Below are 15,953 nucleotides of genomic sequence, written 5' to 3'. Positions count from 1 at the left end.
GTCGAAGCATCTCTCCCGCATCGTTCGGGAGAGATGCTTCGACAAGCTCAGCATGACCGCCAATTGTTCTCGGTATTTTTTATTAAGGAACAAGCTCAATACTTATACCCGTGCTACAATCCCCGTTACGCTACCTGTATCTCCTGCTGCTGCTACTGATTCTGCTGCCCTTCAGCTCCTGTCTCAGCCTGCTCAAGCCGCGCCGCGCTTTCGCTGCCTACGCCCCCGCCACCGGCCCCAACTACGCCCTCGATAGCTGCTGGGCCGCTCTGCCAACCCGCCGCGACTCGGCCGATGCCGTGCCCTACGAATCGGGCCTGCGCGACGAGCAAGCCACTGCCAAAGCCGACGTTTTTTTCATTCACCCCACCACTTACTACCGTCCCGCCTCCTGGAACGCGGACCTGAGCGAGGACAAGCTCAACCGCTTCACCGACAAAAGCACCATCCGACATCAAGCCAGCGTTTTCAATGCAGCTGGCCGCATCTATGCCCCGCGCTACCGCCAAGCCACACTCTATTCCTTCTTCGATGAGCAAACTCCAAGCGGCCAGGCTGCGCTCGACCTCGCCTACGTCGACTTAAAAGCCGCTTTTCGGTATTACCTCGTCCACTATAATCAAGGCCGCCCCATCATTATCGCCGGCCACAGCCAGGGCACTGCTCACGCTACCCGCCTGCTCCACGATTTCTTCGACCGCGACCCCAAATTGCGCCGTCGGCTGGTGGCCGCTTACCTCATCGGCTTTAAGGTGAAGCCCAACGAGTACCAAACCATCCGCCCCTGCGCCGATTCACTCGCCACCGGCTGCTTTGTCGCCTACAACTCCGTGGCTACCGGCAATGACTTTCCGCCCTTCCATCCCTTCGCCGTCACCAATCCTCTCACCTGGACGCTCGACACGCTAACCGCCCCCGCCACTCTCAACCGCGGTGGCGTGAGCATGGATTTCAAGCGCATCGACCCGCAAGTCACCGACGCCAAAATTCATCAGGGCCTCCTCTGGATAACCCCGCCCAAGCCCGGCGGCTACCCCCGCTTCCTGCTCCCCGGCCGCCCCGAGCTGCGCCACTCCTTTCATATCGCTGATTACAGCCTGTTCTACATGAACATCCGCGAGAATGCCAAGGCGCGGGTGCGGGCGTGGCAACTAGGTAGAAGGTAGAAAATTCACCTCTAAGTGCTAAGCCCTAATTAAACGAACAATGAGACCGGCGTAATCAATTGGCTATGAGAACAAAAGCTTACAGCTATTAGCTAAAAGTTAGTGGCTTGGCACTTAACAATTTTTGCAGATGCTTTTTACAGTGGATGGAATCGAATTTGAAATCTGCTCAATGACTGGCACCGGGGAAAGGGACGGAGCGGGCTGTGAGCTATGGGTTATGAATGATAATCTGGGAGGACAGATAGTGATGGAAATCTTTAGAAATGATGAGGCGAAAAAGATAGAGTTTAGCAGCTGGTCAGATTATACAGTACCGTTGGCAGCCGTGGAAAACCTGATTCAATTTCAAGACGAATACTGGGGCAGAATATTTACTCCATTATCATAAAAAAGACCCGCTAGCTCAATGCTAACGGGCCTTTTCAGTTCAAGCTAAAAGCCGCAATTAAGCGCCGATAGCCACACGCTTGAAGTCCGAAACCGTCATGCCTTTCGACTTGCTGTCGAGCAGCTGGGCGATAGTCATCGAGTTATCTTTCACGAATTCCTGGTTCAGCAAGGTGTTGTCCTTGTAGAACTTGTTGAGTTTGCCGAGGGCAATTTTCTCCAGCATAGCTTCGGGCTTGCCTTCGGCGCGGGCCTGCTCTTTGCCCACTTCAATTTCGCGCTCAGCAATGGTCGCATCCACACCGTCTTTATCAACGGCAATGGGCTTCATGGCTACAATTTGCATGGCCACGTCGCGGCCCACGGCAGCAGCGTCAGCCGAACCAACGTTCTTCAGGCCCACGAGTACAGCCTTCTTATTGTCGGAGTGCACGTAAGAAGCGACTTTCTCGGCGGTCAGCGTAGCGTAAGTCACTTCCAGCTTCTCGCCGATTTTACCCATCAGGTCGGTCACGTGCTCCTGAATGCTCAGGCCATCAGCAGCCGTAGCGGCAAGGATATCTTCTTTCGTGCCGGCGTCGATGCGCACAGCCGTGTCTAGGATTTGCTGGGCCAGCTCGCGGAAGTTGGCCACTTTGGCTACCGATTCGGTTTCGCAAGCCAAGGCTACCAATTTGCCTTTGGTGCCGTCTTCGCTCACGCTCACCAGCACGAGGCCTTCCGAGGTTTCGTTCTCGGCACGCTTGTCCGCGATTTTCTGGCCGTGCTTGCGGAGAATGTCGCGAGCGGCTTCGAAGTCGCCGTCGGCTTCCACCAGGGCTTTTTTGCAATCCATCATGCCCGCGCCGGTCATGGTGCGGAGCTTGTTTACGTCTGCGGCGGTGATAGTGGCCATTGGAAGTAGCGCGGACTTTTGGTCCGCGAATTAAGTGAATGGTTGATGTTTTAGAAGGGTCGCGGACTGAAAGCCCGCGCTACAAAAGAAAAAGGGAACCTCCGGAGCCTAGCTACTCGAAGGTTCCCTTTTTTCAAAGAGCGAGGAAGAGATTATTCTTCGTCAGCAGCCGTTTTTTCAGCAATGGCAGCGTCGTCGGCTTCCTTGCGCTCGGCGTCTTCTTTGTCAACTTTGCGCTCCGACAAGCCGTCTTCGATGGCCTTACCGATTACGCTCACGATGAGCTGAATCGACTTCGAGGCATCGTCGTTGGCAGGAATCGGGAACTGCACCAACTCGGGGTTCGAGTTCGTGTCGCACATAGCAAACACCGGAATACCCAATTTGTGGGCTTCTTTCACGGCGATGTGCTCGCGCTTCACGTCTACTACAAACAGGGCAGCGGGCAGACGGCCGAGGTCGGCGATACCACCGAGAACGCGGTCCAGCTTGGCGCGCTCACGCGACATCATCAGCTTCTCCCGTTTGGCGAGAGCGGCGTAGGCCGTGTTCTCTTTCACCATCTTGTCGATGGTAGCCATTTTCTTCAGCGACTTGCGCACCGTGGCGAAGTTGGTGAGCATGCCACCCAGCCACCGGTCGGTGACGAAAGGCATTTTCAACCGCTCGGCTTCGGTGGTGACAATCTCCTGCGCCTGCTTCTTGGTAGCAACGAACATCACCTTGCGGCCGCTTTTCGCAATGTTGCGAATGGCGGTAGCGGCGTAGTCGAGCGAAACCAGCGTTTTATTGAGGTCAATGATGTGGATGCCGTTCTTCTCCATGAAGATGTACGGCGCCATTTTGGGGTCCCACTTGCGGGTGAGGTGACCGAAATGGGCACCTGCGTCGAGCAGGTCTTTATAAGTCGTCTGAGCCATGATAAAATCCTCCTGGTTTTAGCGTTTCGAGAACTGGAACGAGCGACGAGCCTTGCGCTTGCCGAATTTCTTGCGTTCCACCATCCGCGGGTCGCGGGTCAGGAAGCCTTCCTTCTTGAGAGCAGGACGAGTCTCCTCGTTGTTGCTCACCAGCGCCTTGGTGATAGCCAAGCGAATAGCATTGGCCTGAGCCGAAATGCCACCGCCTTTCACGTTCACCTTGATGTCGTACTGGCCGACTTGCTCGAGGATTGCCAGGGGTTGATTCACTACGTTTTCCAGCAACTCGTTGCTGAAATACGTCTTCATGTCCCGGTCATTGATAGTGATAATCCCTTGCCCGGCCTGCATGTAAATGCGGGCCACCGAGGTTTTTCTTCTACCAGAGGTGTTGGTAATTGCCATTTAGTGAAAATTAAAGAACGTAGGCCGTCGTGGCTTACAGGTTTTTGAGTTCGATAGCTACGGGCTGCTGCGCCTCGTGCGGGTGCTCCATACCAGCGTATACGTACAGGTTGCGGTACTGAGCCGAGCCCAGCTTGTTGCCCTGCAGCATGCCTTTTACGGCGTGCTCGATTACGCGGCGCGAATCACGGTTCATTTGCTCACGCACGGTACGACGCTTCTGGCCGCCGGGGTAACCCGAGTGGGTGATGTAGACCTTCTCGGTCATTTTTTTGCCCGTCACGCGCAGGTTGTCGGCGTTGAGGACGATGACGTTGTCACCGCAGTCGGCGTTGGGCGTAAACGAAGGCTTGTGCTTGCCGCGCAGAATGTTGGCAATCTGCGAGCAAACGCGGCCCAGCGGGGCTACGCTGGCGTCTACGATAACCCAGCTCTTCTGGGCGTTGGCCTTACTGACGTGGGTCGTCTTGAAGCTCAGGTGGTCCATGAGTCGAAAAAAAGGTATGCTAAACTATTGAATAAGAGTACGGAGCAGTTAAGGCTCCGGGAAAAACGGACACAAAGGTACTGATTTATGGGGAAATAGCCAAGCGTGGTGGAGTAGTTTTTCTGAAAGACTAGCGCCACTATCAACTAAGCGTACAACCGGCTAAGGGCCGAATAGGCAGTTAGGAGCCCATAGACGTACTTTTGAGCTTTGCTGTTGCTTATGAATGCGTTTGCTGCCGAAGAGGATTCTATTGCTTCTGACCGCCGTGCCCGGCTGCTACTTGCCGCTTTGCTGGGCATATCCGTGCTGATGGCCTTCATCACGCGGGGCACTTACGACTCGGGCGATAGCATCAAGCACTACTTATTTGCGCGATACGCCTTTGAGCACCCGCTCAACTTGCTGGAATCGTGGGCCAAGCCGCTGTTTACGCTGCTGGCGGCCGGGCCGGCGCAGGCCGGGTTTATGGGCATGAAGCTCTTTCAATGCGCGGTGGTGGCCACTTCAGCGTGGTGCGCCTACGTGGTGGCGCGCAGCCTGCGGCTGCCCGCGCCGGAGCTGACCATCCTGTTTGCCTACGCCATGCCCGATTACTTCCTCATTCAGTTCTCGGGCCTGACGGAGCCCCTATTTGGGCTGGTGCTGGTAGGCGCGGTGGCGCTGGGCGAGCCGGGCTGGGTATTTGCGCGTAATCCCTACGCCACGGTGTCGGTGTACGGGCACGGCAATTGGAATCATTTTCTGATTAGCCTACCCGGCATGCTGGGCTGGGTGCTCACGCTGCTGGCCGCGCTGGGCGGGGGGCGCATGCTGCGCGACTGCCTGCGCCCTGCCCGCCGCCAGGAGCCGCTATTTAGCGCCGAACTGCTGCTGGTATATGGCAGTATCACCGTATTCGTGCTGGCTCACACCATTTTCTGGGCCAGAGGGTTATTCAATTCCTTCGGCCTGACGCGGGTGCTGGATGTAACAGCACCGCTGTTTGCCGTGGTCGCCGTCAATGGGTTAGCTTGGTTGATGGAACTGGGCCGTTCAACTGAGGCCCGGCGGCGCATTAGCATCGGGGCCACGGTAGCGGTGGTGGCCTTCCTGTTCACGGGGGCGCGCAATGCCTTTCGCTGGCAGCGCGATTTTGTGCGGCCACCCGACCAGGTAGTAGCCGACACTGCGGCCGCCTGGATGCGTCAGCACTAAGACCTGGGCACGCGGCCCATAGCGTACGAGTTTCCCTACGTGGCAATGGCCACGGACAATGACCCGTTCGATTACGCTGCTCACCCAGCCTCAGCGGCCGGCTGGGCCCCGCAACCGAACCAGCTGCCCATTGGCACGCTGCTAGTGTGGGACGACTGGTTTGCCCGCATAGAGTCGCGTCTGGACCTGGCCCAGCTGCGGACTGATGCCCGCTTCCGCGAGCGTTACCAAACGGCCCTGCCCCGCAACCCGAGCCGCCCCGACCGGGACACGACGCGCATCGTGGTGTTTGAGCGGGTGAAGTAGGGGCGGGCTACTGGTTCTGCCGCAAGGCTTCCACCAGCACCCGGAAATCCTTCGGGTAAGGGGCTTCCACGCTGATTTCCTCGCCTTGCAACCCGGTGAATTGCAGGCGCAACGCATGCAGGGCGAAGCGCTTGATGAAGGGCTGCTCTTCTTCGCCGGCTTTCATGTTGAATTTTTTCTTGAGCGACGACAGGAAAAAATCTTCCCCGCCGTAGTCTTTGTCGCCCACAATCGGGGCTTGCAGGTACATCAGGTGCAGCCGAATCTGGTGCATGCGCCCCGTGATGGGCTCGCACTGGATGAGGGCGTGGCGCGTGAAGGTTTCGAGCGTGGTGAAGTACGTTTCGGCCGCTTTGCCTTTGTAGGCCAGGCGCGCCTTGCCCCGGGTGGTGCTTTCGATGCTGCGGTCCACCAGCTGGTGGTTGAGTTGCGGGGTGCCCCACACCACGGCGTGGTACTGCTTTTTCACCTCGCGGTTCTCAAACTGCATGGCGAGGTGGCGGTAGGCTTCGGGGTTTTTGGCGAAGGCTAGCGCGCCGCTGGTTTCCCGGTCGATGCGGTGGGCCGCCTGGATATCGTCGTAGTGTTGGCGGGCCAAGCGCAGCATGTTGGGAGCCCCGCCCACCCGCTCGTCGAGCGTGGCCAGAAACGGGGGCTTATTGACGACGAGGTAGTCGTCGTTTTCGAAAATAACGAGGTCGGAAAAATTAGGGAGCTTCATAGGATGCCCCAAAGGTACGGCCGGCTCCGCAAGGCCGTTCTTTACTGGTCCAGAACCCCGCTCTTGGGCTTGTTTAGTTTAAATTCCAGCGTGGTGCCTTCGCCCACAGTACTTTTTACCCGGATGCTGGACTTGTGTGCTTCCACGATATGCTTGCTGATGGCGAGCCCCAGGCCTGAGCCACCCGACTCGCGCGAACGGCTTTTATCGATGCGGTAGAACCGCTCAAAAATGCGATTCTGATGCTCAGGGGCAATGCCGGCTCCATCGTCGCGCACGGCAATGCGCACCGAGCGGCCGCCTTCCACCAGCGACACCACCACGCGCCCCCCATCGCGGCCATACTTGATGGCATTGTCAATCAAATTGACCAGCACCTGGCGAATGCGGTTGCGGTCGGCCACAACCAGCAGGCCGGTTTCGGGCAGGTTGGGTGGGAACAGCTCCAGGTGCGTGCCCCGGCGGGCCGCTTGCTGCTCCAGCAGCACGAAAATTTCGCGGACCAGCGTAGTCAGGTCGAAGCGCTGGCGGCGCATGCGCATCACGCCTTTTTCGAGCTGCGCGATGGTCACCAAGTCCTGCACCAGGGCATCAAGGGTGTCGAGGCTAGTAGCCGCTTTGCTTAGGAATTTGCGCCGGGTGGCCAGGTCAATATCGTCATCCTCGTCGTCCAGAATGGTGTGTACGAAGCCCTGCGCGGCAAAGAGGGGCGTTTTCAGCTCGTGCGAAACATCGGCCAGAAACTCGCGCCGCAGGGCCTGCAGGCGCACCAGCTCGTCGAGCTCCTGCTGGCGGCGCTCGGCCATGAGCAGGATTTCATCGCGCACGCGCTTCACCGGCTCGGGTCGGAATAAAAACTTGTTGCTCAGGCGCTTGAACTCCTTGCGCTTGATATGCTCCAGGCCAGCGTAGATGCCGTTGATTTCCCGAAATATCAGGGCTTCAAACGACAGATAGACCAGCAGAAAACACGCCGCTACCGTAACCCCCGTCGCGAGCATTGCCATCTGAAACGGCAGCATCGGCCCGAAATGGGCATAGGTGGTGAGTACGCCCGCCACCAGCAGCGCAATGAGAATGGCAATGGTGCGGGAGGAGAGGTTCATTGATTAATATGAAAAATGTGCGGAATGCGGACAATGTGAAAATACGTGAAGTTACTGAACGTACAATTTTCACATTTCCCGCATTCAGCACATTCTACACATTGAATCTTAGTCGGCGTTGAACTTGTAGCCCACGCCCTTGATGGTCTGGATATGGTGGTCGCCCACTTTTTCGCGTACTTTGCGCACGTGCACATCCACAGTACGGGCCAGCACAAACACGTCGTTGCCCCAGATATTCTGCAGCAGCTCCTCGCGGTTGAACACCTTGTGGGGCGAGGCGGCCAGGAAAGCCAGCAGCTCAAACTCCTTCTTTGGAAGGGTGATTTTTTTGCCTTCCTGATACACCGCAAACGCTGTCCGGTCGATGCGCAGGCCGTTGATGTCAATCGCATCGACGGCGGCGTGGGGGTCCTGGTCGCGGCGCTTCACGGCGGCCAGGCGGCCGAGCAAGGCGCGGGGCTTGATAGGCTTGGCGATAAAGTCATCGGCCCCGGCTTCGAACGCGGCCACTTCGGAGAATTCCTCGGCGCGGGCCGTCAGAAACAGGATATAAGTTTCTTTGAACTTGGGCTGCTCGCGCAACAGGCGGCAGGCGGCAATGCCGTCGAGGTTGGGCATCATCACATCGAGCAGGATGATGTCGGGGTTGAACTCGGCGGCCACGTCGAGGGCTTTGCGGCCATCGGAAGCGGAAGCGGTTTGGTAGCCTTCCCTCTTCAGGTTAAATTCCAGGAGCTCAACAATGTCCGGGTCATCGTCAACCACTAGAATTTTATATACGGGCGATTTGGCAGCAGTCACGGCGGTGGGGCTTAGGTGAAGCAAAGCTTTGCGACTGCAAAAGTACCGCTATCTGTGCCGGGAGCTATGTTACGATTATGTGATGCTTGCCTGTGCTCGCCGCTGGGGCTAGTTCACTATGTTCAGCTTCCATTTCAGCCCCTGATAGCGCATCATGTCCACTTTTACGGTCCCCACAAACATCTCGGCCTGAAACAATACCGGAATCTTGTTGCGGTCATCGGAGAGGTACACAGCAATGGCATTTTCGCCCCGGAACAGCTTGTTGTTCGGTAATTTGGGTACCAGCTTAAAAGCGCGTACGTCGCCGGCTTTGGTTTCCACCACCTCGCGGCCTTTGTAGGTTACTTCCAGCATAAAGTTGTCGCCGTCGAAGTAGCCGGGCATCCGGATGACGTCGCCCACCCGCATGCGGTCGAAGTTGATGGTGCGCAGGTAGTAAAAGCCGCTCACCAGCTCCAGGGTGTTGTTGGCCACCTTCACGCTGGTGCGTTTGGGGTTTTCTTTGTCGTGCACCTGCACATCGGCCATGTCGTGGAGGTGGTCAAAATCGATGGTTTCCTTCTTGCGGTAATTCTTTTCAGCAATGTCGCGCTGGGCGCGCAGCGGCAGAATGCTGGTGGTGTCGATGTAGGCCCGCCACTGGTCGCGGATGCGCAGGAAATAATCAAACGAGCCGGTGGTGCGGCCGCTCACGGTGGCCTTGTAGCAGGGCCGGTCGTTCACACGCTCCAGGCTGCCGGCGGTTTCCACAGTGGCCTCGCCGCCGTTGATGAGGCCGTAGTGCACCGTATACTTAATCACCTCGCCGCGCCCGAAGCTGGATTGCGGAATGCTGCGCACGGCATCGCCGGGCCCGAGGGGCAGCCGTGCGGCCGCCAATAGCAATAAGATAACCGGAGCGAATAGTAACCAGCGGCGGGACATAAATTATAACAAAAAGAAGGCACAGCCCTGGCCCAGACAAACGTAATGCCAGCCTGGGCGCTAGGTAAAGGTACGAACGTAAAAAAAGCCCGCTGCCATAGGCAACGGGCTTTGGATTTTACACGGACAAAGGCTAAGTGGCTTACAGCGTGTCCTCGCCGTCTTCGGTGATGGTCAGGTCGACGGGAATTACGTCGGTATCGCCCTTGGCCATAGCCCGGATTTTGGCTTCGATTTCGGCGGCTAGCTCAGGGTTATCGAGCAGCAGGGTTTTTACGGCTTCGCGGCCCTGGCCAATCTTGGTTTCGCCGTAATTGAACCACGAGCCCGACTTGCCGATGATGCCCATATCAACACCCAAGTCCACGATTTCGCCGACTTTGCTGATGCCTTGGCCGTAGATGATGTCAAACTCGACTACCTTGAAGGGCGGCGCTACTTTGTTCTTCACCACTTTCACCTTGGTGCGGTTGCCGGTCACGTTGTCCTTGTCTTCCTTAATCTGGCCGATGCGGCGGATGTCGAGGCGCACCGAGGCGTAAAATTTCAGGGCGTTGCCGCCGGTCGTGGTTTCGGGGGTGCCGAACATCACGCCGATTTTCTCGCGGAGCTGGTTGATGAACACGCAGCAGCAGCCGGTTTTGTTGATGGTGCCGGTGAGCTTGCGCAGGGCTTGGCTCATGAGGCGGGCGTGCAGGCCCACCTTCGAGTCGCCCATGTCGCCTTCCAGCTCGGCCTTGGGGACCAGGGCGGCCACGGAGTCAATCACGATGATGTCGATGGCCCCCGAGGAAATCAGCTGGTCGGCGATTTCCAGGGCTTGCTCGCCGTTGTCGGGCTGGGCGATGAGCAGGTTGGTAGTGTCAATGCCCAGTTTTTCGGCGTAGGATTTATCGAAAGCGTGCTCGGCATCGATGAACGCGGCCATGCCGCCTTTCTTCTGCGCCTCGGCAATCATGTGCAGGGTGAGCGTCGTTTTACCCGACGATTCCGGGCCGTATATTTCAATTACGCGGCCACGGGGCACGCCGCCGATTCCCAGTGCGATGTCGAGCGAGAGCGAACCCGTGCTGATGCTCGGAATGTCGGCCACCTTGTTGTCGGAGAGCTTCATCACGGTGCCTTTGCCGTAGGCTTTGTCCAGCTTGTCGAGCGTGAGCTGGAGGGCTTTCATTTTTTCGGCGGCGGTGTTCACTTCGCCTTTTTCAGCCTTTTCAACTTTATCGGCCTTCGGAGCCGCTTTGGTAGCTAGTGCCATGTGGGGGTATTTAAGAAAAACGGGTTAGGTTTGGTAAAGTTAACGGTTTTGGCCGGGTCGCAATCGAATAAATCAATTCTTTAGTAAAAGCCCCTAATGGGCCCTTTTACGGCGGCTTTTTCTAACACAAGGGTCAGTGGTTTGGTGCCGTTGAAAGACGAAATATATGCGGAGTTATCTAAAAATATTAGTTGGCCTTGTGGCTGTACTAATTAGAGTGGGAGAGGCGCGGGCGCAGTTGGATAATCGGGTGTTTACGAGCCCCGAGCCCGGCGTGCTCCGTGAGAGATTGGGGATGCCAAATGAAGTAGGAACGGGTGAGAAATCAGACTCAGTTAATAGAGAAAATGCGGAGTATGCGCAAGCCCATACTTTCCAAAAAGGCGACCTGCGGATTTCACTCAACGCCTTCACCTTCTTCAAAGACAACGAATATTTCAACAAGATTGTGGACGGCTACACGCTGTACGGCACGCAGCTGAATCCGCAGCTGGTCTATTATCCCACCAAAGACCTACGCCTGGAAGGCGGTGTGTTTCTCTGGAAGGATTTTGGTAACCCGGTGTTGCAGCAGGTGCGCCCCACATTCCGCGCGACCTGGACTAAGGGCAAGCAGCAGATAATCCTGGGCAACATTCGGCCTCATCTCCACCACAACTACATCGAGCCGATGTTCAACTTCGAGCGGGTGATGCTGAATCCGTTGGAGGAAGGCATCCAATTTCGCTACAATGGGACCCGGCTGCAGGTAGACCAGTGGGTGGACTGGCAGCGCCAGCAGTACCGCTTCAGCAATTTTCAGGAGGAAGTGGCGGGGGGCATCAGCAGCAGCTACCGCACCAGCCGCGATGGCAGCCGGTGGCACGTGGCCATTCCGTTTCAATTCACGGCAATCCACAATGGCGGCCAGATTGATACATTGGACAAGCCCCTGAAAACGGCCTTTAACGAGGCCCTGGGGATTGAAGCGCGGTACACACTGGCAGGGCGTAATGTGCAGGCCGTCCGGTTCAGCGGCTACGTGCTTGGCTTTCAGGATTATTCCTTCACGAGGGGCCAGTTTCCTTTCAAATACGGCCGGGGCCTGTACTTGAATACCACCCTCGAAACCCGCTACGCCGATGTGATGCTGAGCTACTGGCAGGGCTCGCGCTTCATCTCGCCGCTCGGGGGCGATTTCTACCAGAGCGCCTCGCGCACGGTGTCGAACCCCGATTTCCTGGACCGCGAGCGCCGCCTGCTGTTCGTACGGCTAATGCGCGACTTCCGCATTTCCGACGCGGCCGCGCTCACGGCGCGGGTAGAGCCGGTGTTCGACTTTAATACCCGGGTGCTGGACTACTCCTTGGCGATGTATTTGAACTTCCGGCAGGAGTGGCTGCTGGGTAATATTGGCAAGCGAGCGCGGGTAGGGCAATAGAGGTGGGGCCAAGTCCCGCACCCTACACTCGGCTCAGCCAAAAGCGACAAATGTTGCCCACCGCATTCGCATTGCGAAACCATAGTGGGCGCCTGGGTGAGGTTTCCAGTTGAAAGCCGAGAGCGCGGGCTACGGCCTGGCCGCGCTCGTTGTCGGCATAGCAGCGGATGAGCAAGCGCTGGCTGCCCACGGCTCCAAAACCAAAACGTACTACTTCTTCCAGGGCTTCGCGGGCATAGCCGTGGCCTTCGGCAGCGGCGGCGAGGTAATAGCCAATTTCGGCCTGGCCCCGGTTTTGGGGCATGAGGCAGATATCGCCGAGGTACCTGGCGGTGGCGCGGTGCCAGATGCCGAATACGTAGAAGCGGCCCGTCTTCCAGTCGTTAGCAAAATTGAGCAGGGCGGTGTGGGCATCGGCCAGGGCCCGTACGGCCTGCAGCCGGTCGGGAAAAGAAGCTTGGAAGCGGATACGGTCGCCGTCGAGCAGCCGGAAAAAGTCTGTCGCATCAGCAGGCTCGTAGGGGCGCAGGCAGAGGCGGGACGTATGGAGCGGAGCGCGGGGCAGCATGAAGTGACGAGTACGGCGAATGTGCCCGTAGTGGCCGGAAGAAAATTGCACGGCCCGGCGTCTGCCAGGTAAATGCGAAAGGCCGCTTCTGTGCACAGAAGCGGCCTTTGTAGACGTTTGTGACGGGCTATTTGTTTAGGCCAACGTACTGGCTGGGGCTGCCCAACGACTGCTGGGTACGCATCACGTTCACCTGCCGGGCCGCTTCGTTGAAAAATTCGAGCCGGCGAATGAGCATTTCCTTCGCCAGCACGCGGCCTTCGGGCGTGCGCATGGTGCCGCGCTTATCAGCCAGCACGCGCTGCATAGCGGCCAGCGTGTGGCCCTCGTGCTTCATAAACTGCTGCTGGAACTCGGCCAGGCGCGCCACGCCGGTGGCGGTGAGGGTGAAGTCTTCGCCCGCGCCCTGGTTCAGCACTTCGCACAGCACGTACACTTCCAGGGGCAGGCTGGTTTCAAGGGCCGTGGTGCGCAGGTCGAGGCCGGCGGCCAGGGCGTCGAGGACAATGCGCACGTTGCGCTCAAATTGCTGGTAGTAGGCTTGGGCTTCCATTCTTTTTTTACAAGGAGATAACAAAGAACGTCATGCTGAGCGCAGTCGAAGCATCTCTACCGCACGAGTAACTCATTTACTGCTGCGGTAGAGGTGCTTCGACTGCGCTCAGCATGACGTTCTCTTTATAGTTCTTACAGCAATTCTTTCACAATCTGCTCCACACCGATGCCTTCGGCTTCGGCTTTGAAGTTGCGCACCAGGCGGTGGCGCAGGATAGGCACGGCCACGGCGCGCACGTCCTCAATGTCGGGCGAGTATTTGCCGTTGAGCAAGGCGTTGCACTTGGCGCCCACCACAAGGTGCTGCGAGGCGCGGGGGCCGGCTCCCCACTCCAGCAGCTGGGTGGCGCGGGGAGCAGCCCGCTCGGTGTTGGGGCGGGTTTTGTGCACGAGGCTCACGGCGTATTCCACCACGTTGTCGGCCACGGGCACGCGGCGCACCAACTCCTGAAAAGCCTGTATATCGGCCGCGTGCAGGATTTTATTTACCGTGTGCTTGCGGTCGGAGGTCGTGTTCTTCACGATGCTTAACTCCTCCGCGTAGGTCGGGTAGCCCAGCTCGATGTTGAACATGAAGCGGTCGAGCTGCGCCTCGGGCAGGGGGTAGGTGCCTTCCTGCTCGATGGGGTTCTGGGTAGCCAGCACGAAGAACGGGCGCTGCAAGGGGTAGCGCTGGCCGGCTACTGTCACGGCATATTCCTGCATACTTTCCAGCAGCGCGGCCTGGGTTTTGGGGGGCGTCCGGTTGATTTCGTCGGCCAGAATAATGTTGGCAAAAATGGGGCCTTTCACAAAGTGAAAATCCCGCTGCTGGTTCATCGTTTCCGAGCCCACGATGTCGGAAGGCATCAAATCGGGCGTGAACTGGATGCGATTGAACGACAAGTCCAGCGAGTCGGCGATGGTCTGAATCAGCAGGGTTTTGGCCAGGCCAGGCACGCCCACCAGCAGGCTGTGGCCCTGCGAAAACACCGCGGTGAGCACCAGTCGCACCACCTCATCCTGCCCCACGATGACCTTGCCGATTTCCTGGCGCAGCTTCTGGAAGGAGGCCGCCAGCGCATCAGCGGCTTCTTTGTCGTTTTGAAATTGAGCCATTGGGGATTTTAGAAGGAGAAAAGCACGTCATGCCGGGCGCAGCCGGGGCATCTCGCGGGTAGTAGTAAATCTAATCGTTGAAAAAGGTTTACTGGTAACAAGCGAGATGCCTCGGTTGCGCCCGGCATGACGTGCTTTCGGGGCGCGGGTTTACTTTTCCGTCGCGTCCAGCACTTTGCACTGCGCGTATTCGGGGGCCACTTCCAGGTACACGGTACCGCGGTTCTTAGCAAACCACTCGTCGAGTGCCTTGGTCTTTTTCTCGTTCAGGGCGGCGGCGGCAATCTTCTGGTAGTCCTCCTGCAGGTTGGCCTGGTGAGGCGGGGTGTTCGATTTCAACCACAGGATGCGCATGGCGTCCTTGCCGTCGTCGGTGCGGTAGGCCATGGGTGGCGTAATGTGGCCCACCTTCATGGTGTCAATGGTAAAGAAGATGGCCGGGTCGAGCTTGTCGAGCGGCAGGCGCGAGCCGCCGTCCTGACGGTTGGCCAGCAGGCCGCCGTTGCCGCTGCTGGCTTTGTCCGACGAATTTTCCTTGGCTGCCTTGGCAAAGCTGATGCTGTCGGACAGAATCTGACGCCGCAGCTTAGTCAGGGTTTTCGCGGAGGCGCTGGCATCGGCTGCGCCGGTTTCGGGCTTCAGCAGGATGTGGCGCGTGGAATATTTATTGCCCTTGCGCTCAATAAACTGGATAAGGTGGAAGCCAAACTGCGACTGCACCACCGGCGAAAGCTGGCCGGGCTCCAGCTTCATCGAAGCCGCCTCATACTCTGGCACCAGCTCGCCACGCCCGAAAAAGCCCAAATAGCCGCCTTCCTTTCCCGAGCCGGGGTCTTCGGAATACTGCTTGGCCAGGGTGGCAAAATCAGCCCCACCCAGCACCTGCGCCCGAATGTCGTTCAGCTTGGCCATGGTGGCCTGCTTAGCCTTGTCATTCACCTGCGCCGGAATCACAATCTGACCCACTTCTACCTCGGTGCTGAAGTAGGGCAGGCTGTCCTTGGGCACTTTGCTGAAATACTGAGCCACTTCACGCGGGGTCACGGCCACCTTGCCGGTGATGGTTTCCTGCATTTTCTGCTGCGTGAGCTGGTCTTTGATTTGGGGCCGCAAATCGTCTTTCAGCGCCTTAATGGGCTTGTTGTACTGCTCTTCGAGGCGCTTCTCTGAGCCAATCTGCTGCACGAAGTAGGCCATGCGGCGGTCAACCTCGCCGTTCACCTGCTGGTCAGTCACGGTCACGGAGTCGACTTCGGCCCGGGCCAGCATGAGCTTGTTCAGCACCAGGCTTTGCAGGATTTTACATTTCAAATCGGGAGGCATGGTCTTGCCTTCGGCGCGGGCCATTTCCTGGTTGTAGATATTCTCCACATCGGAGCGGAGCACAATCTGGTTATCCACTTTCACCACAATGCCGTCGAGCAATTGCTGCCCTCTGGGCCGGCTAATGCCCAGCTGGGCTTGGGATGCGGGCGCGAAGCCCAGCAGTAGCAACAACGTAAGCAGGGCCGGCAACGCGGCACGATTCACTTTAACAAGCATAGTGTAGTAGGGTAAAGCCCGGCGGCCGGTGCCGGGGGCTTGGGCCGCCCGCACGTAACGCGCAAACGGGCCCACAAATTTCACGATAAATCCGTTGGCAGACAAAAACAGGGAGCGTCGGCTGGGCCGGATGGTTGCAGACGGATAATGGGCGCAAGAAAGAATGGGCGAATGGGCGAATACCAACG

The 15,953-nt window shown here is 57.9% G+C and carries 18 protein-coding genes; 5 read left to right on the top strand and 13 right to left on the bottom strand.

Going from position 1 to position 15,953, the window contains the following annotated elements:
* The first annotated feature begins 110 nt into the window (after window positions 1–110).
* Together IEW17_RS06260 and IEW17_RS06255 are read left to right on the top strand one after the other, a co-directional pair.
* Window positions 111–1,166, top strand: coding sequence for a DUF3089 domain-containing protein (locus IEW17_RS06260; RefSeq protein WP_188561179.1), 1,056 nt, complete (start codon window positions 111–113; stop codon window positions 1,164–1,166).
* A 130-nt stretch (window positions 1,167–1,296) separates the two neighbouring features.
* The gene (locus IEW17_RS06255; protein ID WP_188561178.1) at window positions 1,297–1,557 is read left to right on the top strand and encodes a hypothetical protein; all 261 of its coding nucleotides are present in this window, start codon (window positions 1,297–1,299) and stop codon (window positions 1,555–1,557) included.
* A gap of 57 nt (window positions 1,558–1,614) precedes the next feature.
* Here the strand turns inward: IEW17_RS06255 and tsf are convergent, their stop codons facing one another.
* From tsf to rplM, 4 genes are all read right to left on the bottom strand, one after another.
* Entirely contained in the window at window positions 1,615–2,451 is an 837-nt protein-coding gene (gene tsf / locus IEW17_RS06250) for a translation elongation factor Ts (protein WP_188561177.1), read from the bottom strand.
* Window positions 2,452–2,603: 152 nt separating this feature from the next.
* On the bottom strand, window positions 2,604–3,371 hold the full coding sequence (rpsB, locus tag IEW17_RS06245) for a 30S ribosomal protein S2 (protein ID WP_188561176.1): 768 nt from the start codon (window positions 3,369–3,371) through the stop codon (window positions 2,604–2,606).
* An 18-nt stretch (window positions 3,372–3,389) separates the two neighbouring features.
* Window positions 3,390–3,776, bottom strand: coding sequence for a 30S ribosomal protein S9 (gene rpsI / locus IEW17_RS06240; protein ID WP_188561175.1), 387 nt, complete (start codon window positions 3,774–3,776; stop codon window positions 3,390–3,392).
* Window positions 3,777–3,810: 34 nt separating this feature from the next.
* A complete protein-coding gene (gene rplM, locus IEW17_RS06235) occupies window positions 3,811–4,263 on the bottom strand; it encodes a 50S ribosomal protein L13 (RefSeq protein WP_188561174.1) in 453 nt (150 codons plus the stop codon).
* 222 nt (window positions 4,264–4,485) lie between these two features.
* Here rplM and IEW17_RS06230 point away from each other — a divergent pair, with 222 nt between their 5' ends.
* Both IEW17_RS06230 and IEW17_RS06225 read left to right on the top strand, forming a co-directional pair.
* A complete protein-coding gene (locus IEW17_RS06230; RefSeq protein ID WP_188561173.1) occupies window positions 4,486–5,460 on the top strand; it encodes a hypothetical protein in 975 nt (324 codons plus the stop codon).
* 45 nt (window positions 5,461–5,505) lie between these two features.
* The gene (locus tag IEW17_RS06225) at window positions 5,506–5,766 is read left to right on the top strand and encodes a hypothetical protein (RefSeq protein WP_188561172.1); all 261 of its coding nucleotides are present in this window, start codon (window positions 5,506–5,508) and stop codon (window positions 5,764–5,766) included.
* 7 nt (window positions 5,767–5,773) lie between these two features.
* Here the strand turns inward: IEW17_RS06225 and IEW17_RS06220 are convergent, their stop codons facing one another.
* The 5 genes from IEW17_RS06220 to recA form a co-directional block, all read right to left on the bottom strand.
* Entirely contained in the window at window positions 5,774–6,487 is a 714-nt protein-coding gene (locus IEW17_RS06220; protein WP_188561171.1) for an RluA family pseudouridine synthase, read from the bottom strand.
* Between the two features lie 41 nt (window positions 6,488–6,528).
* Window positions 6,529–7,593, bottom strand: a complete 1,065-nt coding sequence (locus tag IEW17_RS06215; RefSeq protein ID WP_188561170.1) for a sensor histidine kinase — start codon at window positions 7,591–7,593, stop codon at window positions 6,529–6,531.
* Window positions 7,594–7,701: 108 nt separating this feature from the next.
* Window positions 7,702–8,397, bottom strand: coding sequence for a response regulator transcription factor (locus IEW17_RS06210; RefSeq protein WP_188561264.1), 696 nt, complete (start codon window positions 8,395–8,397; stop codon window positions 7,702–7,704).
* Between the two features lie 108 nt (window positions 8,398–8,505).
* The gene (locus IEW17_RS06205) at window positions 8,506–9,324 is read right to left on the bottom strand and encodes a DUF3108 domain-containing protein (protein WP_188561169.1); all 819 of its coding nucleotides are present in this window, start codon (window positions 9,322–9,324) and stop codon (window positions 8,506–8,508) included.
* Between the two features lie 142 nt (window positions 9,325–9,466).
* Window positions 9,467–10,498: a recombinase RecA gene (recA, locus tag IEW17_RS06200; RefSeq protein WP_308420602.1), complete on the bottom strand. Its 1,032-nt coding sequence runs from the start codon at window positions 10,496–10,498 to the stop codon at window positions 9,467–9,469.
* Between the two features lie 283 nt (window positions 10,499–10,781).
* Here recA and IEW17_RS06195 point away from each other — a divergent pair, with 283 nt between their 5' ends.
* Complete coding sequence (locus IEW17_RS06195) at window positions 10,782–12,002, top strand: lipid A deacylase (protein ID WP_188561167.1); 1,221 nt, start codon at window positions 10,782–10,784, stop codon at window positions 12,000–12,002.
* Between the two features lie 22 nt (window positions 12,003–12,024).
* Here IEW17_RS06195 and IEW17_RS06190 read toward each other — a convergent pair whose 3' ends face one another.
* From IEW17_RS06190 to IEW17_RS06175, 4 genes are all read right to left on the bottom strand, one after another.
* Window positions 12,025–12,570 carry a GNAT family N-acetyltransferase gene (locus tag IEW17_RS06190; RefSeq protein WP_188561166.1) on the bottom strand — a complete coding sequence of 182 codons (546 nt, stop codon included), beginning with the start codon at window positions 12,568–12,570 and terminating at the stop codon, window positions 12,025–12,027.
* A gap of 127 nt (window positions 12,571–12,697) precedes the next feature.
* A complete protein-coding gene (locus IEW17_RS06185) occupies window positions 12,698–13,123 on the bottom strand; it encodes a hypothetical protein (protein WP_188561165.1) in 426 nt (141 codons plus the stop codon).
* A gap of 134 nt (window positions 13,124–13,257) precedes the next feature.
* Window positions 13,258–14,223, bottom strand: a complete 966-nt coding sequence (locus IEW17_RS06180) for an AAA family ATPase (protein ID WP_188561164.1) — start codon at window positions 14,221–14,223, stop codon at window positions 13,258–13,260.
* 150 nt (window positions 14,224–14,373) lie between these two features.
* Window positions 14,374–15,870: a peptidylprolyl isomerase gene (locus tag IEW17_RS06175; protein WP_229748839.1), complete on the bottom strand. Its 1,497-nt coding sequence runs from the start codon at window positions 15,868–15,870 to the stop codon at window positions 14,374–14,376.
* Window positions 15,871–15,953: the final 83 nt, after the last annotated feature.

Origin of the sequence: Hymenobacter frigidus, from assembly GCF_014640435.1 — a bacterium.
Taxonomy (GTDB): domain Bacteria; phylum Bacteroidota; class Bacteroidia; order Cytophagales; family Hymenobacteraceae; genus Hymenobacter; species Hymenobacter frigidus.
The sequence above is the reverse complement of the archived record's forward strand: the minus strand, read 5'-3'. Positions and strand labels throughout refer to the sequence as shown.

Coding starts and splice junctions, on each gene's coding strand:
- IEW17_RS06255 (WP_188561178.1), top strand. CDS start 1,297: ATGCTTTTTACAGTGGATGGAATCGAATTTGAAATCTGCTCAATGACT.
- tsf (WP_188561177.1), bottom strand. CDS start 2,451: ATGGCCACTATCACCGCCGCAGACGTAAACAAGCTCCGCACCATGACC.
- rpsB (WP_188561176.1), bottom strand. CDS start 3,371: ATGGCTCAGACGACTTATAAAGACCTGCTCGACGCAGGTGCCCATTTC.
- rpsI (WP_188561175.1), bottom strand. CDS start 3,776: ATGGCAATTACCAACACCTCTGGTAGAAGAAAAACCTCGGTGGCCCGC.
- rplM (WP_188561174.1), bottom strand. CDS start 4,263: ATGGACCACCTGAGCTTCAAGACGACCCACGTCAGTAAGGCCAACGCC.
- IEW17_RS06230 (WP_188561173.1), top strand. CDS start 4,486: ATGAATGCGTTTGCTGCCGAAGAGGATTCTATTGCTTCTGACCGCCGT.
- IEW17_RS06225 (WP_188561172.1), top strand. CDS start 5,506: ATGGCCACGGACAATGACCCGTTCGATTACGCTGCTCACCCAGCCTCA.
- IEW17_RS06220 (WP_188561171.1), bottom strand. CDS start 6,487: ATGAAGCTCCCTAATTTTTCCGACCTCGTTATTTTCGAAAACGACGAC.
- IEW17_RS06215 (WP_188561170.1), bottom strand. CDS start 7,593: ATGAACCTCTCCTCCCGCACCATTGCCATTCTCATTGCGCTGCTGGTG.
- IEW17_RS06205 (WP_188561169.1), bottom strand. CDS start 9,324: ATGTCCCGCCGCTGGTTACTATTCGCTCCGGTTATCTTATTGCTATTG.
- recA (WP_308420602.1), bottom strand. CDS start 10,498: ATGAAAGCCCTCCAGCTCACGCTCGACAAGCTGGACAAAGCCTACGGC.
- IEW17_RS06190 (WP_188561166.1), bottom strand. CDS start 12,570: ATGCTGCCCCGCGCTCCGCTCCATACGTCCCGCCTCTGCCTGCGCCCC.
- IEW17_RS06185 (WP_188561165.1), bottom strand. CDS start 13,123: ATGGAAGCCCAAGCCTACTACCAGCAATTTGAGCGCAACGTGCGCATT.
- IEW17_RS06180 (WP_188561164.1), bottom strand. CDS start 14,223: ATGGCTCAATTTCAAAACGACAAAGAAGCCGCTGATGCGCTGGCGGCC.